At 62.5% G+C, this 26667-nt stretch carries 23 protein-coding genes, 3 tRNA genes and 1 pseudogene; 6 read left to right on the top strand and 21 right to left on the bottom strand.

Annotated elements, in window-relative coordinates; all coding sequences use genetic code 11:
• The first annotated feature begins 44 nt into the window (after positions 1-44).
• Positions 45-965 carry a recombination-associated protein RdgC gene (gene rdgC / locus MXC11_RS07920; protein ID WP_250007386.1) on the top strand — a complete coding sequence of 307 codons (921 nt, stop codon included), beginning with the start codon at positions 45-47 and terminating at the stop codon, positions 963-965.
• A gap of 17 nt (positions 966-982) precedes the next feature.
• On the opposite strand, the gene recQ is transcribed toward rdgC, so the two are convergent.
• Positions 983-3118 (bottom strand): DNA helicase RecQ, encoded by a 2136-nt coding sequence (gene recQ / locus MXC11_RS07915; RefSeq protein ID WP_250007381.1) that lies wholly within the window; start codon positions 3116-3118, stop codon positions 983-985.
• Between the two features lie 144 nt (positions 3119-3262).
• On the opposite strand from recQ, the gene MXC11_RS07910 reads away from it, so the two are divergent.
• Complete coding sequence (locus MXC11_RS07910; protein WP_250007376.1) at positions 3263-3850, top strand: UPF0149 family protein; 588 nt, start codon at positions 3263-3265, stop codon at positions 3848-3850.
• A gap of 88 nt (positions 3851-3938) precedes the next feature.
• On the opposite strand, the gene MXC11_RS07905 is transcribed toward MXC11_RS07910, so the two are convergent.
• The gene (locus MXC11_RS07905; RefSeq protein ID WP_250007372.1) at positions 3939-4553 is read right to left on the bottom strand and encodes a tRNA-uridine aminocarboxypropyltransferase; all 615 of its coding nucleotides are present in this window, start codon (positions 4551-4553) and stop codon (positions 3939-3941) included.
• Positions 4553-5482 carry a DMT family transporter gene (locus tag MXC11_RS07900; protein WP_250007367.1) on the bottom strand — a complete coding sequence of 310 codons (930 nt, stop codon included), beginning with the start codon at positions 5480-5482 and terminating at the stop codon, positions 4553-4555. The genes MXC11_RS07905 and MXC11_RS07900 overlap by 1 nt, the downstream gene beginning before the upstream one ends.
• 206 nt (positions 5483-5688) lie before the next feature.
• On the opposite strand from MXC11_RS07900, the gene cysK reads away from it, so the two are divergent.
• Together cysK and MXC11_RS07890 are read left to right on the top strand one after the other, a co-directional pair.
• Positions 5689-6663 (top strand): cysteine synthase A, encoded by a 975-nt coding sequence (gene cysK / locus MXC11_RS07895; protein WP_250007365.1) that lies wholly within the window; start codon positions 5689-5691, stop codon positions 6661-6663.
• A gap of 216 nt (positions 6664-6879) precedes the next feature.
• Complete coding sequence (locus tag MXC11_RS07890) at positions 6880-7086, top strand: cold-shock protein (protein ID WP_090348816.1); 207 nt, start codon at positions 6880-6882, stop codon at positions 7084-7086.
• A gap of 103 nt (positions 7087-7189) precedes the next feature.
• On the opposite strand, the gene MXC11_RS07885 is transcribed toward MXC11_RS07890, so the two are convergent.
• Positions 7190-7972 carry a class II glutamine amidotransferase gene (locus MXC11_RS07885; protein ID WP_250007363.1) on the bottom strand — a complete coding sequence of 261 codons (783 nt, stop codon included), beginning with the start codon at positions 7970-7972 and terminating at the stop codon, positions 7190-7192.
• 12 nt (positions 7973-7984) lie between these two features.
• Positions 7985-8419, bottom strand: a complete 435-nt coding sequence (locus MXC11_RS07880; RefSeq protein WP_250007361.1) for an MFS transporter — start codon at positions 8417-8419, stop codon at positions 7985-7987.
• Positions 8420-8502: 83 nt separating this feature from the next.
• Between MXC11_RS07880 and MXC11_RS07875 the strand changes: the two genes are divergently transcribed.
• Positions 8503-10575 (top strand): S9 family peptidase, encoded by a 2073-nt coding sequence (locus MXC11_RS07875; RefSeq protein ID WP_250007359.1) that lies wholly within the window; start codon positions 8503-8505, stop codon positions 10573-10575.
• Here the strand turns inward: MXC11_RS07875 and MXC11_RS07870 are convergent.
• The 15 genes and pseudogenes from MXC11_RS07870 to MXC11_RS07800 form a co-directional block, all read right to left on the bottom strand.
• Entirely contained in the window at positions 10568-11791 is a 1224-nt protein-coding gene (locus MXC11_RS07870; protein WP_250007357.1) for a M61 metallopeptidase family protein, read from the bottom strand. The genes MXC11_RS07875 and MXC11_RS07870 overlap by 8 nt on opposite strands.
• A 65-nt stretch (positions 11792-11856) precedes the next feature.
• Positions 11857-12306, bottom strand: a complete 450-nt coding sequence (locus MXC11_RS07865; RefSeq protein ID WP_250007355.1) for a YcgN family cysteine cluster protein — start codon at positions 12304-12306, stop codon at positions 11857-11859.
• A gap of 9 nt (positions 12307-12315) precedes the next feature.
• Entirely contained in the window at positions 12316-12609 is a 294-nt protein-coding gene (locus MXC11_RS07860) for a YcgL domain-containing protein (RefSeq protein ID WP_250007353.1), read from the bottom strand.
• A gap of 3 nt (positions 12610-12612) precedes the next feature.
• Positions 12613-13737, bottom strand: a complete 1125-nt coding sequence (gene rnd, locus MXC11_RS07855; RefSeq protein WP_250007351.1) for a ribonuclease D — start codon at positions 13735-13737, stop codon at positions 12613-12615.
• Between the two features lie 107 nt (positions 13738-13844).
• Positions 13845-15707: a SurA N-terminal domain-containing protein gene (locus MXC11_RS07850; RefSeq protein ID WP_250007349.1), complete on the bottom strand. Its 1863-nt coding sequence runs from the start codon at positions 15705-15707 to the stop codon at positions 13845-13847.
• Positions 15708-15915: 208 nt separating this feature from the next.
• A complete protein-coding gene (locus tag MXC11_RS07845; protein ID WP_250007347.1) occupies positions 15916-16188 on the bottom strand; it encodes an HU family DNA-binding protein in 273 nt (90 codons plus the stop codon).
• Between the two features lie 134 nt (positions 16189-16322).
• Positions 16323-18719 carry an endopeptidase La gene (gene lon / locus MXC11_RS07840; protein WP_250007345.1) on the bottom strand — a complete coding sequence of 799 codons (2397 nt, stop codon included), beginning with the start codon at positions 18717-18719 and terminating at the stop codon, positions 16323-16325.
• Between the two features lie 154 nt (positions 18720-18873).
• The gene (locus MXC11_RS07835; protein ID WP_250007423.1) at positions 18874-19899 is read right to left on the bottom strand and encodes an RNA-guided endonuclease InsQ/TnpB family protein; all 1026 of its coding nucleotides are present in this window, start codon (positions 19897-19899) and stop codon (positions 18874-18876) included.
• Between the two features lie 41 nt (positions 19900-19940).
• Positions 19941-20006: pseudogene (locus MXC11_RS07830) on the bottom strand (helix-turn-helix domain-containing protein); the annotation flags it as partial.
• A gap of 134 nt (positions 20007-20140) precedes the next feature.
• A complete protein-coding gene (clpX, locus tag MXC11_RS07825) occupies positions 20141-21421 on the bottom strand; it encodes an ATP-dependent Clp protease ATP-binding subunit ClpX (protein ID WP_250007343.1) in 1281 nt (426 codons plus the stop codon).
• A 103-nt stretch (positions 21422-21524) separates the two neighbouring features.
• On the bottom strand, positions 21525-22163 hold the full coding sequence (gene clpP, locus MXC11_RS07820) for an ATP-dependent Clp endopeptidase proteolytic subunit ClpP (protein ID WP_250007341.1): 639 nt from the start codon (positions 22161-22163) through the stop codon (positions 21525-21527).
• A 91-nt stretch (positions 22164-22254) separates the two neighbouring features.
• Positions 22255-23553, bottom strand: coding sequence for a trigger factor (gene tig / locus MXC11_RS07815; protein ID WP_250007339.1), 1299 nt, complete (start codon positions 23551-23553; stop codon positions 22255-22257).
• A gap of 209 nt (positions 23554-23762) precedes the next feature.
• A tRNA-Leu gene (locus MXC11_RS07810) sits at positions 23763-23847 on the bottom strand.
• A 55-nt stretch (positions 23848-23902) separates the two neighbouring features.
• Positions 23903-23978, bottom strand: a tRNA-His gene (locus tag MXC11_RS07805).
• 32 nt (positions 23979-24010) lie between these two features.
• Positions 24011-24087 (bottom strand) — tRNA-Arg (locus MXC11_RS07800).
• 267 nt (positions 24088-24354) lie between these two features.
• On the opposite strand from MXC11_RS07800, the gene folD reads away from it, so the two are divergent.
• Positions 24355-25209, top strand: a complete 855-nt coding sequence (folD, locus tag MXC11_RS07795; protein WP_250007328.1) for a bifunctional methylenetetrahydrofolate dehydrogenase/methenyltetrahydrofolate cyclohydrolase FolD — start codon at positions 24355-24357, stop codon at positions 25207-25209.
• 180 nt (positions 25210-25389) lie between these two features.
• Here folD and prpF read toward each other — a convergent pair whose 3' ends face one another.
• On the bottom strand, positions 25390-26568 hold the full coding sequence (gene prpF, locus MXC11_RS07790; RefSeq protein WP_250007325.1) for a 2-methylaconitate cis-trans isomerase PrpF: 1179 nt from the start codon (positions 26566-26568) through the stop codon (positions 25390-25392).
• Positions 26569-26667: the final 99 nt, after the last annotated feature.

The following is a 26667-nucleotide window of genomic DNA, read 5'->3' as shown; positions in this document are numbered from 1 at the left end:
AAGCAGGAATAATGCGCACCTTTACTCAAGGAGTCCCCGCTGCCATGTGGTTTCGTAACCTGCTCGTCTATCGCCTGACCCAGGATCTGCAACTGGATGCCGAGCGTCTGGAGAGTGCCCTGGCCACCAAGCTGGCACGCCCCTGCGCCAGCCAGGAATTATCCACGTATGGCTTTGTCGCAGCACTGGGCAAGGGCACCGATGCACCGCTGGTGCATGCCAGCCAGGATTTCCACCTGATCGCCGCGCGCAAGGAAGAACGCATCCTCCCCGGCAGCGTCGTACGCGATGCCCTGGCCGAAAAAATCGATGAAATCGAAGCCCAACAGATGCGCAAGGTGTACCGCAAGGAGCGCGACGAACTCAAGGATGAGATCGTGCAGAGCCTGCTGCCCCGCGCGTTCATCCGTCGCCAGATCACTCGCGCCGCCATCGCTCCGCAGCTTGGTCTGGTGCTGGTAGACGCCAGCAGCCCGAAAAAGGCCGAAGAGCTGCTCTCCACCCTGCGCGAATGCCTGGGCAGCCTGCCGGTACGCCCCCTGGCCGTCAAGGTCGCTCCGATGGCCACCTTCACCGACTGGCTGAAGAACCAACAGGCCAGCCATGGTTTGCACCTGCTTGATGAGTGCGAACTGCGTGATACCCACGAAGACGGTGGCACGGTGCGCTGCAAGCGTCAGGATCTGGGCAGCGAAGAAATCCAGCAGCACTTGGCGGCCGGCAAGGTGGTCAGCAAGCTGGCACTCGCCTGGACCGACAAGCTCTCGCTGCTGATCGATGACAAGCTCACGCTCAAGCGCCTGCGCTTCGAGGATCTGCTGCAAGAGCAGGCCAGCCAGGAAGGCGGCGACGACGATCTCGCCTGGCAGGATGCCAGCTTCACGCTGATGATGCTGACCTTCGCCGAGTTCCTGCCGCAGCTGATCGAAGCGCTCGGCGGCGAGGAACTGCCCCAAGGCCTGTGAGTCATTGAGCGCCCCGCTCAACCGCCCAGCTCAGCCTCCAGCGCCGCACGCACGCAATACAGCACACCGCCCGGCACCCGACCTTCGAATAGCTGGGCGACGGCGGCCACCGGCGGCAGCTCACCGTCACCCTCCAGGAAGGCATCATGGATCTCACCGAGCAATGCCTCGGGCAGATCCAGTGCCTCCTCAAGGGTCAACTGCTGACGAGCGATGCTCTCGGCCAGCAAGCTGTAGACGTTTTTCTCGCTGCAATCGAGCTGGCGGGCAATCTGCGTCGGGGTCATCCCGGCCCGCGCCAGACTGACCAACTCATGGCGCAGATCAGCCACCGGCGCAGCAGGCGCCTGCGGGCTATCGGTCAACACATCCAGAAAGGCCTGCCCATAACGCTCCAGCTTGCGCGCTCCGATCCCGCTGACCCGCGCCATATCGCTCAGCGAGCACGGCTGACTGCGCAGCATCTCCAAGAGCGTCGCATCCGGGAAAATTACATAGGGCGGCACGCTGTGCTCCTCGGCCAGCTTGCGCCGGAGGGTGCGCAGCGCCTCCCATAGTGGCCGCTCGTCACTGCGCACCAACTGGCTGGCCTGACTGGGGGCGTGACTGCCACGCGCAGCGCGGGGTGCCTTGAGGTCACGGCGCAGCTCAAGGGCAACCTCTCCACGCAGCAAGGGGCGACAGGCATCGGTGAGGCGCAGCCCGCCATAGCCATCCAGATCGACATCCGCCAGCCCACGCGCGACCAACTGGCGGAACAGGGTGCGCCAGCCCGCCTCATCCAATAACTGCCCCTTACCAAAGACCGACAGGTGCTGATGACCCAGCGTGCGGATCTTGTCCGTCTCGCGCCCCAGCAGCAGGTCAATCAAATGCCCAACGCCATAACGCTGCCCGCTGCGGTAGATTGCCGAAAGCGCCAGCCGTGCCGCCTCAGTGGCATCCCAGGTCTCCACGCCATCCACGCAGTTGTCGCAATGCCCGCAGGGCTGTGCCAGCTCTTCATCGAAATACGCCAGCAAGGCCTGACGGCGGCAGCGCGTTTCCTCGCAGAGCGCCAGCATCGCCTCGAGCTTGTGACGCTCGACCCGCTTGTGACGCTCATCGCCCTCGGAGTTCTGCAGCATCTGCCGCAGAAACAGCACATCCTGCAGGCCATAGGCCATCCAGACCTCGGAGGGCAGACCGTCCCGACCTGCACGGCCGGTTTCCTGGTAATAGGCTTCCAGCGACTTGGGCAGATCCAGGTGAGCCACAAAGCGCACATTCGGCTTGTCGATCCCCATGCCAAAGGCAATGGTTGCCACCATGATCAGCCCTTCCTCATTGAGAAAGCGCCGCTGATTGGCCGCACGCACCTCGCTGGGCAGCCCGGCGTGATACGGCAACGCCGGATAGCCCTGCGCCGCCAGAAACTCGGCAACTTCCTCAACCTTCTTGCGCGACATGCAGTAGACGATCCCCGCATCACCGCGCCGATCAGCCAGAAAGTGCAGCAACTGCTTGCGCGGCTGATCCTTGGGGGTGATGCGGTAAAAGATATTCGGCCGATCAAAGCTGGATAAAAAGCGCTCAGCCTGCTCCAGATGCAGACGCTGAGCAATCTCCTCACGGGTTCGCGTGTCGGCCGTTGCAGTCAGGGCGATGCGCGGCACCTGCGGGAACAGCTCGGCGAGCTGGCCCAGCTGCAGGTATTCGGGCCGAAAATCATGCCCCCACTGCGACACGCAATGCGCTTCATCGATGGCAAACAGCGCGACCGGCAAGCGCTGCAGAAAAGCCAGCATGCGCGGCTGCACCAGCCGCTCGGGCGCCAGATACAGCAGCTTGATTTCGCCACTGCGCAGTCGCTCGGCAATCTCGCGCTGCTCATCACTGCTCTGGGTCGAATTCAGCGCCACAGCCGCGACACCCAGCTCCTCCAGCGTCGCCACCTGGTCGTCCATCAGCGCGATCAGCGGCGAAACCACCACCGCCACGCCCTCGCGCAGCAGCGCCGGTACCTGATAGCACAGCGACTTGCCGCCACCGGTCGGCATCAGTACCAGCGCATCGCCCCCACCCGCCACGCGCTCGATGATGGCGGCCTGGTTGCCGCGAAAGGCGTCATAGCCAAAAACGTCTTTGAGGATGCGCTGGGCGGAATCGAGCATGGGGCCTCCATTGGGGAAACTGATTATACGCCAGCCACGCACGCTGCCCCGCACCTCGGCGCCGAGCTGGCGGCGCACACACCTGACAGTCACGGGAGCCTCGTCTACAATCGGCGACGAATCTGTCCCGAGAGTGGTGCCCTGATGTCCTTCGCCGAGCAACTGTCCCGCCTGCAAGCCTTCCTCGATGCCGATGATCTGCACGAGGAGGCCCTGGACTATGTGGCCGCCCACGGCTATCTGACCGCCCTGTCCATCTGCCCTGATCCGGTGCCGGAGCGTGAGTGGATCGATGCGCTGTTCGCCGAGCCGCCGCACTACCGTAGCGAGGGCGAGCAGACCGAGATCGAGGGTACCCTGCTGCAGCTCAAGGCACACATCGCCCGCCAGCTGGCCAGCGACGAGGACATGGAGCTGCCTTGCGACCTCGACCTGGGCGATGAGCCTGACGAATCCGACCTGCGCGGCTGGTGCATCGGCTTCATGGAAGGGGTGTTCTTGCGCGAGGGCGTCTGGTTTGAGGACGCTGAGGATGAGGTCAGCGAACTGTTGCTGCCGATCATGGTGGGGTCGGGGCTATTCGATGAGCAACCCGAGTTCGATGAAATCGCCCGTGACCGCGACCTCGTGGACAGCATGGTCGATCAGATCCCCGAGCTGCTCACTGCGCTGTTCCTGCTCTGCCAGGCGCCGGAAGAAAAACCGGCCCTGCTCAAGCCGCGCAACCACTGATCGCCCACGCGCCACATGCCACGCCCGAGCGCTGCGTGGCATGTGGCATCACAGCGATGGCCCTCCGTACAGGGCCCTCAGCAGCCGCTCAATCGCAGCTGATCGCCGCCCCCTTGAGATGATTGCGCTGGTAAGTCTCCTCGCCCATCGCGGCGATCTGCGCGTCGATCAACGCCTCGAACGGGCGCAGCAAGGGATCAAAGCGCCCCTCCCCCTCCAGCGCATTCAGACACTGCACGATCGCCTCGATGGTGGAGAGCGCTCCCGGTCCCGGCGCCTTGCGCAGACGATAGCGGCTGGTCAGCCCGGACGGCAGCGCCAGACGCGGCAGGGTCTCCAGCCAGGGATTGCAGTACAGCAGGCGCCGCGCCTTGCGCCAGGTCCCATCCGGGACGATCAGGCAGTCCAGACTCAGCGCGTTATCTGCCCCTGCCGGGCTGACTAGCTGCGCCCCCTCGCCCGGAAACAACAAGCCGACCGACTGCCCGGCCAGCTCCTGCGCCAGCGTCTCAAAGTGTTCAGCACAACGCAGCTCGGCTTTTTCCAGTCCCAGCACGGCCAAACGCGCGGTATTGAGGGCATGTCCAGCCTCATCCGGATGTTGCAGCACCAGCACGCGGGTACGGTTGGATACGCGCGGGATGAGCGGACACAAACAATGGCTCAGCGGGCGCTGGCAGCGCACACAGCGTGGACGCGCCATCAGCCCGCCCTCGACAGCAGCAGACGCCGCCACCAGGCATGGGCGCTGACCAAACTGATCCCCAGCAGCACCAACAGGCCGCCCGCCAGGAACAGGCCGTCCACCTGCTCGCCCAGCAAGCCGATCCCAAACAGCACACCAAACAGCGGCGTCATGAAAGAAAACGCCCCTAGCTGCGAGGCATTGTACTGGCGCAACAACCAGAACCAGGCCAGGTAACTGGCAAAGGCCACCACAACGCCCTGGAACAACAGCGCCCATATGACTGTCGGCGTCAGACTGAATGTGCTGGCCTGTCCGGACAACAGCGCAGCCAGCGGTAGCAGAATCGCCGCGCCCAGCAATTGGAACAGCAGCGCTTTGGCCGGCGGTGCGTCCGCCAGGCGGCTACAGCGTACCCAAACGATCAGCGCAGCCCAGAACAAGCCCGAGAGCAGCCCGAACAGGTCCCCCAGCAACATATCCGCTGAGGCTTCACCGTCCAGCAACGTGCGGGCAAAGGCCAGCAGCGTGCCGGCAAAGGCCAGCAAAATGCCCAGCCACTGCAGCGGGCGCAGCCGCTCGCCCGGCAGCAGCAGGTGCAGCCCCAGCGCGGCAAAGATCGGCGCGGTATACAGCAACACGACGATGTGCGCTGCACTGCTGTAGCGCAGCCCCTCGGCCACGCAGAGAAACTCCACGGCAAACAGCAGCCCCAGCACCAGCCCGTCACGCAATGTGCCGTCGCGCCAGGCAAACGGCTGACGACGCCAGAGCATGAACAGCACCACCAACGGCACCGCCAGCAGCGAGCGCAGCCCCACCTGCAACAGCGGCGCCATATCGGGGGCCGCCAGCTTGATGCTGATCTGCTGCAGCCCCCAGATCACACTGAGCAATAGCATCAACTGGACAGCCAGGGCGTCCATCGCTCGGCGGGTTGTAGACATCACGAAGGCCTCAGAGGGTGGAGCGGCTCAGCGGCCGGCCCGCAGACAAAGTGGCGACTATAGCCTGCGGCCGACTGGCTGGAAACGCTGCCCACACGGCGATCTGTCCGTCTTCAAGCAGACGAATGGCGCACGGTGCTGGACGCTCCCGGCCCCGACACCATAGGCTTTGACAATCTGACTCCCCTCCTACAAGAAGGTTAACGATGAGCCGCATCTACGCAGACAACGCCCAAGCCATCGGCAATACCCCACTGATTCGCATCAACCGCCTCGGCCCCGCCGGCGTGACCCTGCTGGCCAAGAACGAGGGCCGCAACCCGGCTTATTCGGTCAAGTGCCGCATTGGTGCCAGCATGATCTGGGACGCCGAACAAAGTGGCCGCCTCAAGCCGGGCATGACCCTCGTCGAGCCGACCTCGGGCAACACGGGCATCGGGCTGGCCTTTGTCGCCGCCGCCAAGGGCTACAAGCTGGTGCTGACCATGCCAGCCTCGATGAGCCTTGAGCGGCGCAAGGTGCTCAAGGCGCTCGGTGCCGAACTGGTGCTGACCGAGCCGGCCAAGGGCATGAAAGGTGCCATCGACAAGGCGATCGAGCTGGCCAACGCGCATTCCGAGCAATATCTGCTGCTGCAGCAGTTCGAGAACCCGGCCAACCCGGCGATTCATGAGCAGACCACCGGCCCGGAAATCTGGAATGACACCGATGGCGCCATCGACGTACTGGTGGCCGGCGTGGGTACCGGCGGCACCATCAGCGGCGTCTCGCGCTATATCAAGCAGACCTGCGGCAAGGCGATTCTCTCGGTAGCCGTGGAGCCATCCGGTTCACCGGTGATCAGCCAGACGCTGGCCGGGAGTGAGGTCAAGCCGGCGCCCCACAAGATTCAGGGCATTGGGACAGGCTTTGTGCCGAAAAATCTTGATCTGTCGGTCGTCGATCGCGTCGAGCAGGTCAGCGATGAAGAGGCCAAAGCCATGGCGCTGCGCCTGATGCGCGAGGAAGGCATACTCTGCGGCATCTCCTGCGGGGCGGCCATGGCAGCGGCCGTGCGCATCGCCGAGGAACCGGCCATGCAGGGTAAAACCATCGTGGTGATCCTCCCTGACTCCGGCGAGCGCTATCTGTCCACCATGCTGTTCGATGGCCTGTTCGGTGAGCAGGAACTGCAGCAATAAGCGGTGACAAAGGGGGCATGGCGAACCGCGGCGGCGGCTCAAAAAAGTGTTTGCCATGCCCGAGCGGAACGGGCAAAGTGAAGCCGTTGGTCAAGGCGGAATACGTCAGCGTTAAGCGCACTGTATCGTCAGGTCAGTGCCGTCATTCTCGATGTCTTGGTTCCACACTCAAGGGTTTCGGCCCAGCTACACATCAACACCTAGGAATTGCACGAAATGGCAACTGGCACTGTTAAGTGGTTCAACGACACCAAGGGCTTCGGTTTCATCAAGCCGGACGATGGCGGTGACGATCTGTTCGCCCACTTCTCGGAAATTCGCGTTCAGGGCTTCAAGACCCTGGCCGAAAACCAGAAGGTGTCCTTCGAAGTGACCACCGGTCCGAAGGGCAAGCAAGCCTCCAACATCCAGGTCATCGGCTGATTCGCTGACCCGAATGTGAAAAACCCGGCATCTTTGCCGGGTTTTTCGTTTCTAGCTGGTCAAAATTCCCTGCTGGGAAATACGACGATCTTACGTCTACGCCTCAGCAGTCCAGGGCGCGGCCAGCCGCCTGTAGCTCTCCACCGCGCCACAGCTTCCACTCCCCCGAGGTGTAAGTCGTCCACTGCTCATTGGCGGTCAGCGGTTCGGTGGCAATCACCGTGACCACATCGTTAGGAGTTGTCTCGGCCTGAAAGTCCACGCACACCTCCGCATCCTTGAGCTGCGCCGGGCCAAAGGGCGCGCGGCGCGTGATGTGAGCCAGCTTGGTTGAGCAGAAGCTGAACAGCCATTCGCCATTGCTGAGCAGGGCATTGAATACACCCAGACGCCGGTAATCGGTGCACGCGGCGATCAATACCGGCAACAGCTGCCCGATCAAGGGCGGCTCGCGGAAGGTCGAGCGCACCCGATTGAGCAGATCGCAAAAGGCCGCTTCACTATCAGTGTCGCCGACCGGGTGATAAAAGCCTGCAGCGGGTGTAAATCCTGCCAGTTGACCGTTATGCGCAAAGCACCAGTTCTGCCCCCACAGCTCACGCACGAACGGATGGGTATTGGCCAGCTCGACCTGCCCGACATTCGCCTGGCGGATATGCCCGATCACCACCTCGCTCTTGATCGGATAACGCTGCACCAGCTGCGCCACTTCCGACTCACTGCTGGCCCGCGGATCCTGGAAGATGCGCAGACCACGCCCCTCATAGAAGCCGATCCCCCAGCCATCGCGGTGCGGACCGGTACGCCCACCACGCTGCATCAACCCCGTGAAGCTGAAGACAATATCGGTCGGCACATTGGCACTCATGCCCAGCAACTCACACATATCACCCCCTGCTCAGATACGCGGTTCGCGGCGATGCGGCACGAGCGAGCTTTCCGCCTCGATCCGCTCAAGGCGCTGCTGCAGCTGGGCATCATGCTCGGCCTTCTGCGCGGCGCGGCGGCGCTCCAGCGGCCAGCGTATCGCAACAAATACCAGATACAGCGCTGCACCGATCAACGCAAAGGAGGCCAGATCGGTGGCCGCCATCCACAGGTTGTTGCCGGTTCTGAACAGCAGATCCAGCGCGGCGACCGCAATCGACGGCGCATACAGGCCGTGAGCAGGATCAATCAGCGTCGGCGTGAACAGCAGCACCGCCATCACCACCCACAGCGGCTCGCGCAGCCAGCGCCATAGCCAGCTGGTCAGCTGAAAGCCCACCAGCAGGCAGCCGAGAGCTGCCAGCACATAGAGGTTCCAGGCAAGAAGGTAATCGTATTCGCTCATCAGTTCGTGTCGCCGCAGGACGTAGGCGCCTATGATAACGATTTTTGCCCACAGCCGCGCCGACTGCGCGGCCGGAGACACTGATGTCCAGCACTGCCCCACGCGCTCATCGCCAGCCCGGTAGCGACCCTTACGCCTGGCTGGAGCAGCGCGATGCTCCCGAGGTTCTTGCCCATCTGCAGGCAGAAAACGCCTGGCTCGACCACTGCATGGCCGACAGCGCCGCCCTGCGCGAACAGCTGTTCGAGGAAATTCGCAGCCGTATCCGCGAAACCGATCTCTCCCTACCTGTCCCCTGGGGGCCGTGGCTGTATTACCAGCGTACCTGCGCCGGCGAGGAGTATCCGCGTCATTACCGCTGTGCGCGTCCGGCAGATGACTCACTGGCCATTGACAGCGCCAGCGAGACCCTGCTGCTGGATCTGAATGCCCTGGCCGGTGAGGGGTATATCGCGCTGGGCGGCTTCGTGATCAGCCCTGACCACCGCTACCTGGCCTACAGCCTAGACACCTGCGGTGACGAGATCTTCACCCTGCATGTGAAGGATCTGGAAACCGGCGCCCTGCAGACGCTGCCATTCAGTGACTGCGATGGCAGTCTGGTCTGGGCCAATGACAGCCAGACGCTATTCTTTGCCACCCTCGACGACACCCATCGCCCGTACCGCCTGCAGCGCTACCGGCTGGGAGAGGCGCAGGCCTGCTGCGTCTTTGAGGAAAGCGATGGACGCTTCTTCCTCGATTGCCACCGCGCCAGCTCCGAGCGGCAACTGATCCTGTTGCTGAGCAGCAAGACCACCAGCGAAGCCTGGGTGCTCGATGCCGAGCAGCCCCTCGGTACGTTTACCTGCCTGGCGCCCCGCGAGGAGGGTCACGAATACTACCCCGACCACGGCCTGCTCGAGGGCCAGTACAGCTGGCTGATCCGCAGCAACCAGGCCGGGATCAACTTCGCCCTGTACCGCGCCAGCGAGACGCAGCCGGAGCGCGCCCACTGGCAGCCCCTCATTGGCCACCGCGACGACAGCATGCTGGAAAGCGTCAGCCTCAACGCGGGCGCCTTTTGTCTTGAGCGCCGTGAGGCCGGTTTGCCGGTGATCGAGGTGCATCCTCAAGGCGGCGCCAGCTACCGGGTACAGCTGCCCGATGCAGCGTATAGCCTGGAGATCGACGATGGGCTGGAGTTCACCAGCACGGTGATCCGCCTGCGCTACGAGGCACTCAATCGTCCGGCGCAGATCCGCCAGCTGCAGCTGGCCAGCGGCCTGCAGCAGGTCCTCAAGGAAATGCCGGTAGAAGGCCCCTTCGAGGCCGACGCCTACCTGAGCCTGCGGCTCTGGGCCACCGCCGCCGATGGCACGCAGGTGCCGATCAGTCTGGTGGGCCGCCGTGAGATCCTTGAGCAGCGCCAGAGCGCCCCACTTTATCTGTACGGCTACGGTGCCTACGGTGAGAGCCTTGATCCCTGGTTCTCCCATGCCCGCCTGAGCCTGCTGGAGCGGGGATTTCTGTTTGCCATCGCCCATGTACGCGGTGGCGGAGAACTGGGCGAGGCCTGGTACCGCGCGGGCAAACTGGCGCACAAGCAGAACAGCTTTGACGATTTCATCGCCTGCGCCGAATCACTGATTCAACAGGGCTATACCACACCGCACCAACTGGCAATCAGCGGCGGCAGCGCTGGCGGCTTGCTGATCGGTGCGGTCCTCAACCAGCGCCCTGAGCTGTTTGCCGCAGCAATCGCCGAGGTGCCCTTTGTCGATATCCTCAACACCATGCAGCACCCCGAGCTGCCGCTGACCATCACCGAATACGACGAATGGGGCGACCCGACCGACCCTGAAGTTCACGCCCGGATCGCCGCTTACGCACCCTATGAGAATGTCCGCCCCCAAGCCTACCCGGCGATTCTGGCCATCGCCGGCTACCACGACAGCCGGGTGCAATACTGGGAGGCGGCCAAGTGGGTGGCACGGCTGCGCGAGTGCCAGCGCGGTAATCGTTTGCTGCTGCTCAAGACCGATTTCAGCGCCGGGCACGGCGGCATGAGCGGGCGCTATCAGGCTCTGCGCGATGCAGCCCTTGAATATGCCTTTCTATTCAAGGCGCTGCAGTGGTCCGCCACGGACGCACTGCAGCGCTCAGCGGCTACTTGAGCAGACGCCCTTCCAGCACCCGCGATGAGCGGCCCAGCACATTCTCGCTGATCTGCACGAAGTCGCGGGTAGTGACCTGCTCCAGGCGCATCAGGCCGCGGGTCACGTCATCCAGCGAGCGCGCATTGGCGGTCACCCGGCGGATCTCGCTGTCCAGATCCTGCAGCAGGATCACCGCACGCGCGGTGACCGGACCACTGACCCGCTCACCGCGTAGCGAAGTGACCTTGCGCCCCCAGCGGCTGAGCTGCTCACGCACCTTGCGATAGCGCGCCTCGCTCATGCCACCGGCACGGCGCATCAGCTCGATGGCGTAATACTCGGCCAGACCCTCGCTGATCCAGTCGCTGCGTTCGCTGTCACGGATGCGGGAGAAGACATGCACCAGCTCGTGCAGCAGCGAACTGGTGCCGTTCTCGCTGACCAACGGGCGATCGGCATGCATGAACAGCGAATTGGGCGCCGACAGCCCGCCGCGCCACATCGGATTACCTGCGCCGACGATCAGGAGCTTGCCCGGCTCGCGGGGGAACAGGCTCTGGGCATGCGGCCAGACGAAGGTCAGCAGGGTCAGGATATCCATGCGCCGCATGCCCTCCCCGACTGGCGCAGCCACGGTGACCTCGGTCGAGCCCAGGGTCGCGCGGCGCACGCCCAGCTTGCCGGCCAGAATCCAGCCGGTCGGCCGGTCAAAGCGCTGGGCCGGGTTATCGATGCGAAAACGCTGCTTGCCAATGCGCGGCCAGCCGGTTTCCACCGCCGTCCAGCCCTCGGGCAGATCGAACTGCAGGCGGCTGACCAGCTCGACATTCGGCTCGACGTCCACCCGGGCCGGCGGCACCAGATCATCGCCACGCAGCAGGGCCCACTCCGGCGTCATGCGCGCATCAAAGCGGCCATTGCTGCGCTCGCGGCTGACCCTGACCCGATAACGCAACTGGGCACGCCCCTCGGCAGGACGCCACAGGCCACGCCCGGGCTGGTCTTCCAGCCACTGGCCGTCGGCCTGAAAATCGCGGTAATCGTCCGCCAGTCCCAGATTGAAATCGATGTAACGCACCGCCTGGCCGCGCGCCAGGGTCAGGCTGACTTCGGCCAGATCGCTATCCGGTACAAAGCGCACCTCATAGTCCAGCTTGACGCGCTGCGCCGCCGTTGCCAGCAGGGGCAACAGGCAGAGCACAGCGATGCTCCCTCGGATCACTCGCAACAACATGACGCCCCTCCTGATCAGATATTCGACCCGCTGCCCGGCAGCAGGCCCTGGTTCACGCACAAGGTTCAGCCGGCGCGGAAGATCAGATGCTCTTCCCAGTCTTCTTCAGCGACCGCCCCCTCACGCAGCATGCGCCCGGCCTGGGAAATCCGCGCAGCATGCACGGCATCAGGGTCGCCACAGACCAGATGATGCCAATCCGGCAATGGCTGCCCCTGAGCCAATAGACGATAGGCGCAGGTCGCCGGCAGCCAGTTGAACTGATCGGCCTGGGCGGGTGTCAGGCGAATGCAGTCCGGCACCTGACGATGCCGCTCAGCATAGTCACTGCAGCGGCAGCTCTGCAGATCCAGCAGCTTGCAGGCAATCCGCGTGTAATAGACGCTGCCATCCTCCTCGTCCTCCAGCTTGTGCAGGCAGCACAGCCCGCAGCCATCGCACAGCGACTCCCATTCGGCCTCGCTCATCTCGGCCAGCATCTTGCGCTCCCAGAACGGCACCTGCTTTGCAGTCATGTTCGCGCCTCACACCGGATCATTGCGGCGCAGCAGCTCATCGGGCAGATGCTCGATGTATTCCTCCTCGGGCGGCGGCATCTGCAGGTGATAGCCCTGCTGCTCAAGGTTAGCCAGCACCTTGTGGATGTCCTCACGGGCCAGGGTGCGCTCCGGGGTCAGCAACAGATCAAAGACATGCTGGGGCGGGCCGAAGACGCTCAACAGCCCCTCGGGCACCCGACTCAGCGCCTCGCGCTTGTCGACGTAAAGATACATTTCCCGCTTGCGCGGGCTTTTGTAGATGGAGCAGATCCGTTTCATCAGTCAGTCTCGCGCCAGGGTATCGAGCAGCATCTGGCCCATCAGCTCACGACGCCAGCCACGCAGGCTATCGGGGAGCTGGTAGGGGCCTTGGGGATAACCGCTTTTCAGCAGTGCTTCGAGGGTTTTCTTGCGCAGCATCAGTTCCGGGACGATGCCCAAACGCTCGGCCTCACGCTGGCCGACCGCACGCAGGCGCTTGAGCAGCGCCGTCGCCTCCAGCGGCAGTGGCTCCGGCAGCAGTTCAGGCCACTGAGCGTCCGGCAGGGCCGCCGCCTCGGCGATCAGTCGCAGCACGGTTTCACCGTCCTGACGCACAGTGCGCGGGTGCATGTCCTCAATGCGTGCCAGCGCGGCCGTATCCTGCGGCTGGAAACGCGCCAGTGGCCAGAGCGAGCGCTCACGCAGGATGCGGTTACGCGGCTGATCACGCTGGCGGGCTTGCGCCTCTCGCCAGGCGCATAGCGCACGCAGCACCGCCAGTTGCTGGCGATTGAGGCGCCAGGCCAGCTTGACCTCGCGCCAGGCCTCCAGAGGCTCGGTGCTCTCGCCTTGAGCGGCCACCAGCTCAGCGCCGTCTTCCAGCAACCAGGCGCGCCGCCACGGCTCCAGACGGGCATCCAGACGCTGGTAGACCTCGCTAAGGTGCAGCACATCGTCGGCCGCGTAGCGTATCTGCAGGGCGCTGAGTGGACGCTGCAACCAGTCGGAGCGAGTCTCATCCTTGGACAGTTCGATGTCCAGGATCTCCTTGACCAGCCGCGAGTAGCCCATCGAGAACCCGATATTCAGATAGCCGGCGGCAATCTGTGTATCGAACAGGGGCTGCGGGCAGCTGCCGGTCAGACGCTGGAAGACCTCCAGATCCTCGCTGCAGGAGTGCAGCACCTTGATCACCGCCGGGTCCTCAAGCAGCACCGCAAAGGGACGCCAGTCGCTAATGCGCAGCGGATCGATCAGCCAGGCCTGTTGCCCGTCGCCCACCTGCACCAGTGCCGCAATCGGGTAAAAAGTGTCGACCCGCATGAATTCGGTATCCAGCGCCAGGAAAGGACGCTGACGCCACTTCTGGCACTGCGCGGCCAGGCTGGCGTCATCAAGGATCCAATGGATGGCAACATCGGCCACAAGGGTTCTCCCGAACAAGATCAGGGCACAAGGCTCACGACGGCCTTGCGCCGGGAACGACAACGGCGCCATCCCCGGGAAGGGATGGCGCCGTGCTCAATAGCCAATCAGAAACGCTCGATATCCGCCTGGGTGCGCAGCTGACGCTGATAACTCTGGAAGTCCAGCTGACTGCCACGGTTGGCGAGGAAGCGGCGATACAGGCCCAGCTCCTCCTCGCTCGCTGCAGCGCCCTCTGCCACGGCCGACAGGCGCAGCAGCAGGTAATCGCCACTGGCCAGCGTCATCCCGAGCAGACTGGGCGTCTCACCCTGCGGATGCGGCATGCGGAACACGCTATCGATCACCGCAGGCTCCAGCAGTTGCTGGTCACGGGTCGCACCCTCGACCGACGCCCAAGCCGTACTGCCGGCCGGCAGCGCCGGCGTCTCGCCGCGGCGCAGCGCCTGCAGCAATGCATCGCCCTGCTCGCGAGCACGCTCAGCGGCTTGCTGCTGGGTAAGTTGGCTGCGCAGTGCCTCCGCAACCGCCTCCAGAGGACGGACACTCGACTTGCGGTGCTCCTTGACGCGCAGCACCACAACGGTATCCGGATCCAGCTCCAGCGGTGCGCTGTTGGCAGCCTCCAGCAGCACTTCATCACTGAACGCCGCCTGGATCACCTGACGGTTGGCGGTGATGCCCTGCCCGCCGTCACGGCCAAAGGCTTCGCTCTCCTGGACGCTCAGCCCCAGCTCCTGAGCGGGCTGCTGCAGATCGGCCGACTCAAAAGCGGCATCCTCAAGCTGCTTGGTGACCTCGACAAAGCGCTGTTCAACCTTCTGCGCCTTGAGTTCGCGCTCCAGCTGCGGGCGCAGCGCTTCCAGCGTCGGGACTTCTGCCGCTTGCACATCCTGCAGACGGATCAGGTGCCAGCCAAATTCTGTCTTGACCGGGGCAGAAACCTCACCAACCTGCAGAGCGAACAGTGACTCTTCAAAGGCCGGGTCATAGACGCCCTGCCCGGCAAAGCCCAGATCACCGCCCTCACGCGCCGAACCCGTATCCTCGGAGAACTCGCGGGCCAGTGCTGCAAAATCTTCGCCAGCCATGACGCGCTCGCGCAGTGCCTCCAGCTGTGTACGCAGCTCTTCATCACTGCGCGAGCTGAACTCGAGCAGGATATGCGCCGCACGGCGCTGCTCGCCCAGGTTGGCGATTTCCTGCTCGTAGAGCGGCTGCAACTCGTCATCACTGATCTCAACCTGATCGAAGAAGGCGTCTTTCTTCAGCTCGAGGTATTCGATCACCACCTGCTCGGGCGACATGAACTCAGCACTGTTGGCCGCGTAATAATCGGCCAGCTGCTGCTCGCTGATCTGGATATTCGAGGCATCAGCTTTCAGCGTCAGATAGTCGAAGCTGCGGGTCTGGCGCTCGAGTGCGGCAAAGGCCGCGACTTCCTCATCGGTCACAAAGTGGCTGCCGGCAAGGCCTGCCTGCAGCTGACCCATGAGCATTTCCTGCTGCATCAACTGACGAAACTGCAGACGGCTGTAGCCCATCTGGCGAATCATCTGATCGAAGCGCTCGGGCGAGAAACGGCCATCCTGCTGGAACTCAGGCGTTATCAGCAGCAATTGATCGAGCGCGGTATCGGAGAAGCGCATCCCCGCCTGCTCAGCCCCCTGCAGCAGCAGGGTACGTTCGATCAGACCGTCCAGGGCGCTGCTGCGCAGCAGGTTCTCATCCAGCTGCGAGGCATCGAACTGCTCGCCCAGCTGCTGCTGCAACTGACGGCGCTGCAGATCGACCGCACGGGCCAGTTCATCAATCCCGATCACCTGCCCGTTCACTTCCGCCGCCTTGTTGCGATCACTGCTGACGTTAACGATAGCATCCACGCCGGTCAGCGCCATCAGCACCACGATCAAGCCGATGATGGTCTTGGCAATCCAGCCCTGGGAGTTGTCCCTGATATTTTGAAGCATGCAGCCCCCACTCTCGCCACTCCAGCCGCGGACGGGGATGGAGTACTGGCACAGAAAAAAGGCGCATCCATGGATGCGCCTTCTCGATACGCGATACCTTGCAGACCCTTGACTGACGAGACAGCTATCCGAGATAGCTGCCTACGATCTGCGTACCGGCGCGCTCCGGCCACGCGCGGCGGCCGGGATAATCAGCTCAGCATGACGCTCAGTTGACCGCATCCTTCAGGGCCTTGCCCGGCTTGAAGCCAGGAATGCGCGCCGCTTCGATCTCGATCGGCGTACCGGTCTGCGGATTACGGCCAGTGCGAGCGGCACGCTCTTTGACGGCGAAAGTGCCGAAACCGACCAGGACGACAGAGTCTCCCTCTTTCAGGGCGTCGGTGATGGAGTCGATTACTGCATCCAGCGCGCGGCCGGCAACAGCTTTCGGGATATCAGCAGATGCGGCGATGGCATCGATCAGTTCCGACTTGTTCACTCTAAGTCCCCTTGGTTCCTGTTGGATTCGTATCTTGCTCGGTCGTTGGCAACCACTGGCTGCTAGAGCCTGCCGACACTCGAAGGGCCGCTTTATAACAAGGGCCCGAAAAGAGTGTCAAGAAAGCATCCGGCTCAATGCGTGCTGGGGCGATCCGGGCTTTCGGCCTCGCGCTTTTCATCCTGCACCACGCCGGCCCCTTCCAGTTCAACCAAAGGCTGCGGCGCGCGCTGCAGGGCGATTTCCAGGACTTCATCAATCCACTTGACGGGCTTGATCTGCAGCTCGCACTTGATGTTTTCCGGGATATCGCGCAGGTCACGCACGTTTTCCTCTGGAATGATCACGGTGCGAATGCCGCCCCGGTGCGCCGCCAGCAGTTTTTCCTTGAGCCCGCCAATGGCCAGCACCTGACCGCGCAGGGTGATTTCACCAGTCATCGCCACATCAGCTTTCACAGCAATGCCGGTGAACGCCGATACAAGCGCCGTGCACATGCCAATGCCGGCACTCGGGCCGTCCTTGGGGGTGGCGCCTTCGGGCACATGGATGTGTACGTCGAGCTTCTCATGGAAATCATCCTTGAGACCGAGACTCGCCGCACGGCTGCGCACCACCGTCAGCGCCGCACTGATCGACTCGCCCATCACATCGCCCAGCGAGCCGGTCTTGATCAAACGCCCCTTGCCCGGCATGGTCACCGCCTCGATGGTCAGCAGCTCACCGCCTACCTGAGTCCAGGCCAGCCCGGTGACCTGACCGATCTGATCCTGCTCCTCGGCCAGGCCGTAACGGAACTTCTTCACGCCCAGGTAATGCTCCAGGCGCTCGACCGTGACCACCTCATTGAAGCGCTTCTGGCCGCCATGCTCCTTGACCACCTTGCGGCAAACCTTGGCAATCTGCCGCTCCAGACCACGCACACCGGCTTCACGGGTGTAGTAGCGGATGATGTCGCGCAGCGCGGCTTCTTCAAAGCTCAGCTCGCCCTTCTTCACCCCGTTGGCGTCGGCCTGCTTGGGCACCAGGTAACGGATGGCGATATTGACCTTCTCGTCCTCGGTGTAACCCGGCAGACGGATCACCTCCATACGATCCAGCAGGGCCGGCGGGATATTCATCGAGTTGGCGGTGCAGATGAACATCACATTGGAGAGGTCGTAATCGACTTCCAGGTAATGGTCGTTGAAATTGTGATTCTGCTCCGGGTCGAGCACTTCCAGCAGCGCGGAGGCAGGATCACCGCGCATGTCACTGGAAAGTTTGTCGATTTCATCGAGCAGGAACAGCGGGTTGCGCACCCCGACCTTGGTCATGCGCTGGATCAGCCGGCCCGGCATCGAACCGATATAGGTGCGGCGATGACCACGAATTTCTGCCTCGTCACGCACGCCGCCCAGCGCCATGCGTACATACTTGCGGTTGGTCGAGCGGGCGATCGACTCGGCCAGCGAGGTCTTGCCGACCCCCGGCGGGCCAACCAGGCAGAGCACCGGACCCTTGAGCTTCTTGACCCGCTTCTGCACAGCGAGAAACTCCAGGATGCGCTCCTTGACTTCATCAAGGCCGTAATGGTCGGCGTCGAGGATTTCCTCGGCACGCTTGAGATCCAGACGCACCTTGCTCTCGGCCTGCCACGGCACATTGGTCAGCCACTCGATGTAGGAGCGCACCACGGTGGCTTCAGCCGACATCGGCGACATCTGCTTGAGCTTGTTCAGCTCGGCGTTAGCCTTGGCCAGGGCCTCGGCGGTCATGCCCGCCTTGTCGATGCGCTTTTTCAGCTCATCGATTTCATTGTGACCATCCTCACCCTCGCCCAGCTCCTTCTGGATCGCCTTCATCTGCTCGTTCAGATAGTACTCGCGCTGACTGCGCTCCATCTGCTTCTTGACGCGGCCACGAATGCGCTTTTCGACCTGCAGCAGGTCCAGTTCAGCATCCAGAAGCGCCAGCACATGCTCAATACGCGCGGTCAGATCGACCACCTCGAGGATTTCCTGCTTCTGCTCGATACGCAGCGCCATGTGTGCAGCGATGGTATCGGCGAGCTGCGCCGGGTCTTCGACGCCCTTAAGGGAGGTCAGAACTTCGGCTGGCACCTTCTTGCCCAGCTGCACGTACTGCTCGAACTGCTCGTACAGGCTGCGGCAGAACACCTCCACCTCGCGCTCATCGACAGCCTGCTCGTCCAGCAGCCGCACCTCTGCGACCAGGTGATTTTCCTCGCTGCGGATCTGCTCGATCTCGCCCCGCTGCTCACCCTCGACCAGCACCTTCACGGTGCCATCCGGCAGCTTGAGCATCTGCAGCACCGTCGCCAGGGTACCCATGGCATACAGACCGTCGGCTGCCGGATCATCGTCAGCGGGGTTGCGCTGAGCGACCAGCAGAATCTGCTTGTCGGCGTTCATGGCAGCCTCGAGTGCCTCGATGGACTTCTCGCGCCCGACAAACAGCGGAATAACCATGTGCGGGTAGACCACGACATCGCGCAGCGGCAACAGGGGCAACTTGAGGGCTGTCTTCATGATTTCGACTCTTTGATGAGCCCGGCGACGCAGCGAAGCGGGCGTTGAACACAGGCTTGAAGATGGGGGTCGGCTTGGTAAAAAACAAGCGCAATACATATGCAGAATTGACTGCTCTCCGCCCTGAAGGGCTGAGATTCCCAATTCAACGAGATCAGGACAACGGTACTGGACCGATGCCGCTTACGTTCTCTCCAAGGGCTAACACCGCCAGCCCGGCGGCTTTGATATTGAGCGCAGCATTCACGTCGCGGTCATGCTCGGCTCCGCACTCCGGGCAAGCCCAGGCGCGAAGGTTGAGCGGCAAAACGTCCAGCGTGTACCCGCAACAGAAGCAGCGTTTGGAGCTGGGATACCAGCGGTCGATGGCGACCACCTGCCTCCCAGCCCAGGCACCCTTGTACGCCAGCTGGCGCGTCAGTTCGCCCCAGCCGGCGTCGGCAATCGCCTTGCTCAGCGTCGGGTTGCAGATCAGGTTTTTCACGGCGAGGGATTCGGTGCAGACCACTTGGTTCTCGTTAATCAGTCTGCGGGACAGCTTGTGCAAGCTGTCCATGCGGCAATCGGAGATTTTGGCGTGAATACGGGCCACCTTCTGCCGGGCCTTGGCGCGGTTGACGGAGCCGAGCGTTTTCTTGCTCAGCCGGCGCTGCGCCAGAGCCAGCTTGGCGGCGTATTTCGCAGTATGGCGGGGATTGCCGATCCGTTCACCCTCGCTGGTGACGAACAGGTCTTTCAGGCCCAGATCAAGGCCGATCATCTTCGGCGTGACGGGCAGGGTTTCGGGTTTGAACTCGCACAGGCAGGACACAAAGTAGCGACCGGCGGCATCCCGAGATACGGTAACGATGGAAGGGTCAGAAGGAAGCGCCCGACTCCAGCGGATTGCCAGTGGCTCGGCACACTTGGCCAGGAACAACTGACCGTCGCGGTATTTGAAGGCTGAAGTCGTGAACTCAGCCGACTGCCGATGGCGTTTCTTCTTGAACGCCGGGTACTTGGCCCGACCTTCAAAGAAGTGCTTGAAGGCGGCCTGCTGGTGACGAAGGCACTGCTGAAGCGGAACACACGAGACTTCGTGAAGGCCAGATCCGGCCCCTTCTTGATCGCGGTCAGGCGTGCGCTGGCCTGGGTGTAGCTGATCTTCTGCTGTTCCTTGAAGAAGGCATCGGTGCGCCAGCGCAGCACCGTGTTGTAGACGAAGCGCACGCAGCCGAACGTCCGCGCCAGCAGGTCGGCCTGCTCGGGCGTCGGGTAGAAGCGGAATTTATAGGCGCGTTTCGTCATGCGTCACAAAATAACCAACCCAATGTGAAGATGGCAACCACTAAAGGAGGCAGCGAGAACATGGGCGTTCTGCGAACGCCCATGTTCTCGCGTAAATTTGATGACAAGGGGGCCATTGCGGCCCCCTTGAGTCCTTACGCCTGCGGTGCGCTGACCGCTGGCTCCTCATCGGACGCATGCACGAGCAACGGCGCGGATCGCCCTTCAATGACACTCTCATCGATCACTACTTTCTGTACGTGATCGCTGGAGGGGATCTCATACATGGTGTCGAGCAGAATGCCCTCAAGGATCGAGCGCAGGCCGCGCGCCCCAGTCTTGCGCTCCAGCGCCTTGCGCGCCACTGCGCGCAGCGCATCGGCCCGGAACTCCAGCTCCACACCTTCCATCTCGAACAGACGCGCATACTGCTTGGTCAGCGCATTCTTGGGCTCGGTGAGGATCTGCATCAGTGCCGCTTCATCCAGCTCCTCGAGGGTGGCGATCACCGGCAGACGACCGACGAACTCCGGAATCAGGCCGAATTTGACCAGATCATCCGGCTCCACCTCGCGCAAGGAGTCGCCGACCTTCTTGCCCTCTTCCTTGCTGCGCACCTCGGCATTGAAGCCGATACCGCCTTTGGTCGAGCGGTTCTGGATGACTTTCTCAAGACCAGCAAACGCACCACCGCAGATGAACAGGATATTGCGGGTATCCACCTGCAGGAACTCCTGTTGCGGATGCTTGCGCCCGCCCTGCGGCGGCACCGACGCGACGGTCCCCTCAATCAGTTTGAGTAGCGCCTGCTGCACGCCCTCACCGGATACATCGCGGGTGATCGAGGGGTTATCCGACTTGCGGGAAATCTTGTCGATCTCATCGATGTAGACAATACCCATCTGGGCCTTCTCGACATCGTAATCACACTTTTGCAGTAGCTTCTGGATGATGTTCTCGACATCTTCCCCGACGTAACCGGCTTCGGTCAGCGTGGTGGCATCAGCCATGGTAAAGGGCACGTTCAGCAGGCGCGCCAGGGTTTCGGCCAGCAGGGTCTTGCCCGAGCCGGTCGGGCCGATCAGCAGGATATTGCTCTTGCCAAGCTCGACATCACCCTTCTTGTCTTTCTGGGCCAGACGCTTGTAGTGGTTGTACACCGCCACTGCCAGCACCTTTTTCGCACGCTCCTGGCCGATCACGTATTGATCGAGGATCGTGCTGATCTCCTTGGGCGCCGGCAGCTTGCTGGCTTTGCTCTCGGCCTGGGCATCCTGCACCTCCTCACGGATGATGTCATTGCACAGGTCGACGCACTCGTCACAGATATAGACGGAAGGACCGGCGATCAGCTTGCGCACTTCATGCTGGCTTTTGCCACAGAAGGAGCAATACAGCAGCTTGCCGTTATCCTCACCGTTGCGGGTGTCAGTCATTCATTCAATCCAGTCCGGTAAGCACGAACACAAGATGGGGAGCGACGCAGGCTTTTTCAAGCCTGCGCCAACCGGCAATGCCGGCCACTTGCAGGTAGGTGAATCAGGCCGGCAGCTGACGCTTGCTCAGCACCTGATCGATCAGACCGTACTTCATGGCCTCTTCAGCACTCATGAAGTTGTCGCGATCGGTGTCGCGGGCCACCACATCAAGGGGCTGCCCCGTGTGGTGCGCCAGGATGTGATTGAGGCGATCACGGATGGTGAGAATCTCACGGGCGTGGATCTCAATATCCGAGGCCTGCCCCTGGAAACCACCCAGAGGTTGATGAATCATCACGCGAGAATGCGGCAGGCAATAGCGCTTGCCCGCAGCGCCCGCCGTGAGCAGCAGGGCACCCATGCTGCAGGCCTGCCCGACACAGATGGTCGAGACATCCGGCTTGATGAACTGCATGGTGTCGTAGATCGACATGCCCGCAGTCACCGAGCCGCCCGGCGAGTTGATATAGAGGTGGATGTCCTTGTCAGGATTCTCGGCTTCAAGGAACAACAGCTGGGCTACCACCAGGTTGGCCATGTAATCCTCGACCGGCCCAACCAGGAAGATCACCCGCTCCTTGAGCAGTCGCGAGTAGATATCGTAGGCGCGCTCACCGCGAGCCGACTGCTCGATCACCATGGGGACCAGACCACCGGCGGCCTGCACGTCGAACGGCGACTCGAAAGAATTGCGGAACATACCTGCGCTCACTCCTGGATTGTCATCTCGTACAGACACATAAGCCAGCACGTTGGCTGGCTTATGGGGTTTCTTACCAGTGGGCTTTCCGTCAGGCCTGTTGCGGCTTCACGGCATCCTCGTAAGAAACCTGCTTGTCGGTCACATTGGCCTTCTGCAGAACAGTATCTACGACTTGTTCTTCCAGAACAACCGAACGGACTTCGTCGAGCTGCTGCGGATTCTTATAGTACCAAGCGATGACCTGAGCCGGCTCCTGGTAAGCCGAAGCCATTTCCTCGATCAGGGTACGCACGCGCTCTTCATCCGCCTTGAGCTCGAACTGCTTGACCACCTCAGCCACGACCAACCCCAGCTGCACACGGCGACGGGCCTGCTCTTCGAACAGCTCAGCCGGCAGCTGCTGCGGGTCAATGCTGCCACCGAACTGCTGAACGGCCTGCACACGCAGACGATTGACTTCGCTGGCAATCAGCGACTTGGGCACGGCCACTTCGTTGGCGGCCAGCAGGCCATCCATTACCTGGCTCTTGACCTTGGACTTGATGGCCTGGCGCAGTTCACGCTCCATATTCTTGCGAACTTCTGCGCGGAAACCTTCCAGGCCGCCTTCCTTGACGCCAAACAGCGCAAAGAATTCGTCGTTCAGCTCCGGCAGCTGCGGAGCAGCCACGCTGTTGACGGTGACGGTGAACTCCGCTGCTTTACCGGCCAGATCGAGGTTCTGGTAGTCCTCCGGGAAGGTCACGTTCAGGACGCGCTCCTCACCGGCAGTGGCACCCACCAGGCCTTCTTCGAAGCCCGGAATCATGCGGCCAGAACCCAGTACCAGCAGGGTGCCCTGAGCACTGCCGCCGGCGAACGCTTCGCCATCGACCTTGCCCACGAAGTCGATGTTCAGCTGATCGTCATTCTGAGCTGCGCGCTCAACTGCTTCGTAGCGGGTATTCTGCTTGCGCAGGATATCCAGCATGCCATCCACGTCGCTGTCAGCCACGTCAGCCTGCAGGCGCTCGATGTTCAGCGCCTCGATACCGGCAACTTCGAACTCCGGGAACACCTCAAAGGTCGCGACGTACTCAAACGGCTGACCCTTCTCGAAAACCTTGGCATCGACCGAGGGAGAGCCGGCGGGATTGAGTTTTTCCTGTACCACCGCTTCATAGAAGGAAGACTGGATCAGGTCACCCAAGGCCTCCTGACGAGCAGCCTCCTCATAGCGCTGACGGATGATGTTCATCGGCACCTTGCCCGGACGGAAGCCCGGAACCTTGGCGCGACGGGCAGTCTGCTGCAGACGCTTGGTGACTTCGCTCTCGACGCGCTCGGCGGGTACGCCGACGGTCATGCGGCGCTCGATGGAGGAGGTGGTTTCGACGGAAACTTGCATGGATGATCCTCGTTGCACAGACAAAGCCGACACAGCCGGCCCCATAAAAATAAGCGAGGCATTCTAGAGGCAGAGGATAAAGAAGTCACCTGCAGCAAACACGAAGGCAGTGAAGTACGAGGCGACTGAAGCGCGGCAAGTCTTACCGGGAGGATACCGCTCAGGCCAACCGCCTTTGCGGCGGGAGCGGCAACTGAAACAGCAGAAGATGGTGCGGACGGAGAGACTCGAACTCTCACACCTTGCGGCGCCAGAACCTAAATCTGGTGTGTCTACCAATTTCACCACGTCCGCGTGGCTGCCTTGCAAATGAAAACGCCAGGCTGTTGTGCCTGGCATTTTCAGAATATGGGGTGGACGATGGGAATCGAACCCACGACACCAGGAGCCACAATCCTGTGCTCTACCAACTGAGCTACGCCCACCATATTGCTTTCTTGAATCCACAACCGCACGCTGGCGCGCCCGGCAGGACTCGAACCTGCGACCATCCGCTTAGAAGGCGGATGCTCTATCCAGCTGAGCTACGGGCGCACTTGTGGCTGCGACCGACCAGCCTAGTCAGGTTCAGGCCCTGATCTGGCCAAGCCTCGAGGGCTAACGCTGTTAGCAGCTTGGCACCGCTCGAGTGGTGCGAATCTTAAGCATCACTTCGGCAGGCGTCAATGGTTTTTTTTGAAAAAATTCAATCACCTAGCATACAAAGGCCGTTTTCCGTAGCAGGCGCCTTTTGCCTCATTGCCGCTGCGTGCGAGAATAGCGACCATTATTTCCCCAGACAGCCACGGTTCCTCAAGCGTCATGACCGCACAATTGATCGACGGCAAAGCCATTGCCTCCAGCCTGCGCCAGCAGATTGCCCAGCGCGTGAATGAACGACAGCAGCAAGACCTGCGCGCGCCAGGTCTTGCCGTCATTCTGGTCGGCAGCGATCCTGCTTCCCAAGTGTATGTGGCGCACAAGCGCAAAGACTGCGAAGAAGTCGGCTTTGCGTCCCGTGCTTATGATCTGCCCGCCGATACCACTCAGACTCACCTGCTCAGCCTGATCGACGAGCTCAATCAGGATCCAGCCATCGACGGCATCTTGGTACAGCTGCCACTACCGGCACATCTTGATGCCTCGCAGCTGCTGGAGCGCATTGCGCCGGACAAGGATGTGGACGGCTTCCACCCCTTCAACATTGGCCGCCTGGCTCAACGTATGCCGGTGCTGCAACCCTGCACTCCCAAAGGCATCATGACTCTGCTGAAAAGCACGGGGGTCGATCTGCACGGCCTGCACGCGGTAGTGGTGGGTGCCTCCAACATCGTCGGTCGGCCGATGGCCCTTGAACTGCTGCTGGCTGGCTGCACCACCACCGTGACCCACCGCTTCACCAAGGATCTGGCCAGCCATGTACGTCAGGCAGATATCGTCGTGGTAGCGGTCGGCAAGCCGGGGCTGGTCAAGGGCGAGTGGATCAAGGAAGGGGCGATCGTGATCGATGTGGGCATCAATCGTCAGGCAGATGGCAAACTGGTTGGCGACGTTGATTTTGAGGCCGCCGCCCAACGCGCCAGATGGATCACTCCAGTACCCGGTGGTGTTGGCCCGATGACCCGCGCCTGCCTGCTGGAAAATACCCTGTACGCCGCCGAGAAGCTGCACGACTGAGTCACTGCTACCGGCCACAAAAAGAGCCCCCGACATGCTAGGCATGCCGGGGGCTCTTTCATTGGGGGTGATCGCGGCCGGCGGGCGACGTGCGCCCTTCCCTGTCTGTCCCGTCGCAATCACGTTCGCTGCAGTGGCGAGCGGCCAGCGCCGCCACGCCACGGCTGACGGCAGCGGCCGTCAGAAAGCGTCGCCGGGCACGCGCACCCAGCCTTCCATCAGCACGCGCGCGCTGCGGCTCATCACCGCCTTGGTCGCGGTCCACTCGCCATCGACCAGTGCCGCCGCCGCGCCGACGCGCAGGGTGCCGGAGGGATGACCGAAGGTCACCGCCTCGCGCTCGCCGCCACCAGCGGCCAGGTTGACCAGAGTACCCGGCACCGCAGCCGCGGTGGCGATGGCTACCGAGGCGGTACCCATCATTGCATGGTGTAGCTTGCCCATCGACAGCGCACGCACGCAGCAGTCGATCTCGCTGGCCGCCACGGTCTTGCCGCTGGAAGAGACGTATTCGGTGGCCGGCGCGACGAAGGCAATCTTCGGCGTGTGCTGGCGAGCGGCGGCCTCGGCGATATCTGCGATCAGCCCCATCTTCAGCGCGCCGTAGGCACGCATGGTCTCGAAGCGTGCCAGCGCCTCGGCATCGGCGTTGAGATCCTTTTGCAGCTCGATGCCGGTGTAGCCGATGTCGGCGGCATTGACGAAGATGGTCGGGATGCCGGAGTTGATCATGGTCGCCTTGAAGGTGCCGATGCCTGGCACTTCCAGATCATCGACCACGTTGCCGGTGGGGAACATCGAGCCTTCGCCGTCGGCCGGGTCCATGAACTCGATCACCACCTCAGCGGCTGGGAAGGTCACCCCGTCCAGCTCGAAGTCGCCGGTTTCCTGCACCTGACCCTCGGTGATCGGCACATGGGCGATGATGGTCTTGCCGATGTTCTTCTGCCAGATGCGCACGGTGCAGATGCCGTTCTGAGGGATGCGCTCGGCATCGACCAGACCGCCGCTGATGGCGAAGGCACCGACCGCTGCAGTCAGGTTGCCGCAGTTGCCCGACCAGTCGACGAACGCCTTGTTGATCGCTACCTGGCCGAACAGGTAGTCGACGTCGTGCTCCGGCTGCTCGCTCTTGGCGACGATCACGGTCTTCGAGGTGCTGGAAGTCGCGCCGCCCATGCCGTCGATCTGCTGGCCGTACGGATCCGGGCTGCCGATCACGCGCATCAGCAGCTTGTCGCGGGCCTCGCCCGGTACCTGACAGCGCTCGGGCAAATCCTGCAGGCGGAAGAACACGCCCTTGCTGGTGCCGCCACGCATGTAGGTGGCGGGAATCTTGATCTGGGGTTGCTGAGCCATGGGAATCTCGTCCTCATGAGACCGCGCCGCCGGATGGCGGCGCGGGGATGGAAATGCGCGGACTGCCGGCCCGTTCGCCTCACGCGGAGCGGGCCGGCA

Origin of the sequence: Pseudomonas eutrophicaquae, from assembly GCF_023544715.1 — a bacterium.
Lineage (GTDB): Bacteria > Pseudomonadota > Gammaproteobacteria > Pseudomonadales > Pseudomonadaceae > Geopseudomonas.
Note: the sequence above shows the minus strand (reverse complement) of the source record. Positions and strands in the feature narration are given on the sequence as shown.

What these genes read in the sequence shown, in the direction of transcription:
- rdgC (WP_250007386.1), top strand. Translation starts at nt 45, where the DNA reads ATGTGGTTTCGTAACCTGCTCGTCTATCGCCTGACCCAGGATCTGCAA.
- recQ (WP_250007381.1), bottom strand. Translation starts at nt 3,118, where the DNA reads ATGCTCGATTCCGCCCAGCGCATCCTCAAAGACGTTTTTGGCTATGAC.
- MXC11_RS07910 (WP_250007376.1), top strand. Translation starts at nt 3,263, where the DNA reads ATGTCCTTCGCCGAGCAACTGTCCCGCCTGCAAGCCTTCCTCGATGCC.
- MXC11_RS07905 (WP_250007372.1), bottom strand. Translation starts at nt 4,553, where the DNA reads ATGGCGCGTCCACGCTGTGTGCGCTGCCAGCGCCCGCTGAGCCATTGT.
- MXC11_RS07900 (WP_250007367.1), bottom strand. Translation starts at nt 5,482, where the DNA reads ATGTCTACAACCCGCCGAGCGATGGACGCCCTGGCTGTCCAGTTGATG.
- cysK (WP_250007365.1), top strand. Translation starts at nt 5,689, where the DNA reads ATGAGCCGCATCTACGCAGACAACGCCCAAGCCATCGGCAATACCCCA.
- MXC11_RS07890 (WP_090348816.1), top strand. Translation starts at nt 6,880, where the DNA reads ATGGCAACTGGCACTGTTAAGTGGTTCAACGACACCAAGGGCTTCGGT.
- MXC11_RS07885 (WP_250007363.1), bottom strand. Translation starts at nt 7,972, where the DNA reads ATGTGTGAGTTGCTGGGCATGAGTGCCAATGTGCCGACCGATATTGTC.
- MXC11_RS07880 (WP_250007361.1), bottom strand. Translation starts at nt 8,419, where the DNA reads ATGAGCGAATACGATTACCTTCTTGCCTGGAACCTCTATGTGCTGGCA.
- MXC11_RS07875 (WP_250007359.1), top strand. Translation starts at nt 8,503, where the DNA reads ATGTCCAGCACTGCCCCACGCGCTCATCGCCAGCCCGGTAGCGACCCT.
- MXC11_RS07870 (WP_250007357.1), bottom strand. Translation starts at nt 11,791, where the DNA reads ATGTTGTTGCGAGTGATCCGAGGGAGCATCGCTGTGCTCTGCCTGTTG.
- MXC11_RS07865 (WP_250007355.1), bottom strand. Translation starts at nt 12,306, where the DNA reads ATGACTGCAAAGCAGGTGCCGTTCTGGGAGCGCAAGATGCTGGCCGAG.
- MXC11_RS07860 (WP_250007353.1), bottom strand. Translation starts at nt 12,609, where the DNA reads ATGAAACGGATCTGCTCCATCTACAAAAGCCCGCGCAAGCGGGAAATG.
- MXC11_RS07850 (WP_250007349.1), bottom strand. Translation starts at nt 15,707, where the DNA reads ATGCTTCAAAATATCAGGGACAACTCCCAGGGCTGGATTGCCAAGACC.
- lon (WP_250007345.1), bottom strand. Translation starts at nt 18,719, where the DNA reads ATGAAGACAGCCCTCAAGTTGCCCCTGTTGCCGCTGCGCGATGTCGTG.
- clpX (WP_250007343.1), bottom strand. Translation starts at nt 21,421, where the DNA reads ATGACTGACACCCGCAACGGTGAGGATAACGGCAAGCTGCTGTATTGC.
- clpP (WP_250007341.1), bottom strand. Translation starts at nt 22,163, where the DNA reads ATGTTCCGCAATTCTTTCGAGTCGCCGTTCGACGTGCAGGCCGCCGGT.
- tig (WP_250007339.1), bottom strand. Translation starts at nt 23,553, where the DNA reads ATGCAAGTTTCCGTCGAAACCACCTCCTCCATCGAGCGCCGCATGACC.
- folD (WP_250007328.1), top strand. Translation starts at nt 24,355, where the DNA reads ATGACCGCACAATTGATCGACGGCAAAGCCATTGCCTCCAGCCTGCGC.
- prpF (WP_250007325.1), bottom strand. Translation starts at nt 26,568, where the DNA reads ATGGCTCAGCAACCCCAGATCAAGATTCCCGCCACCTACATGCGTGGC.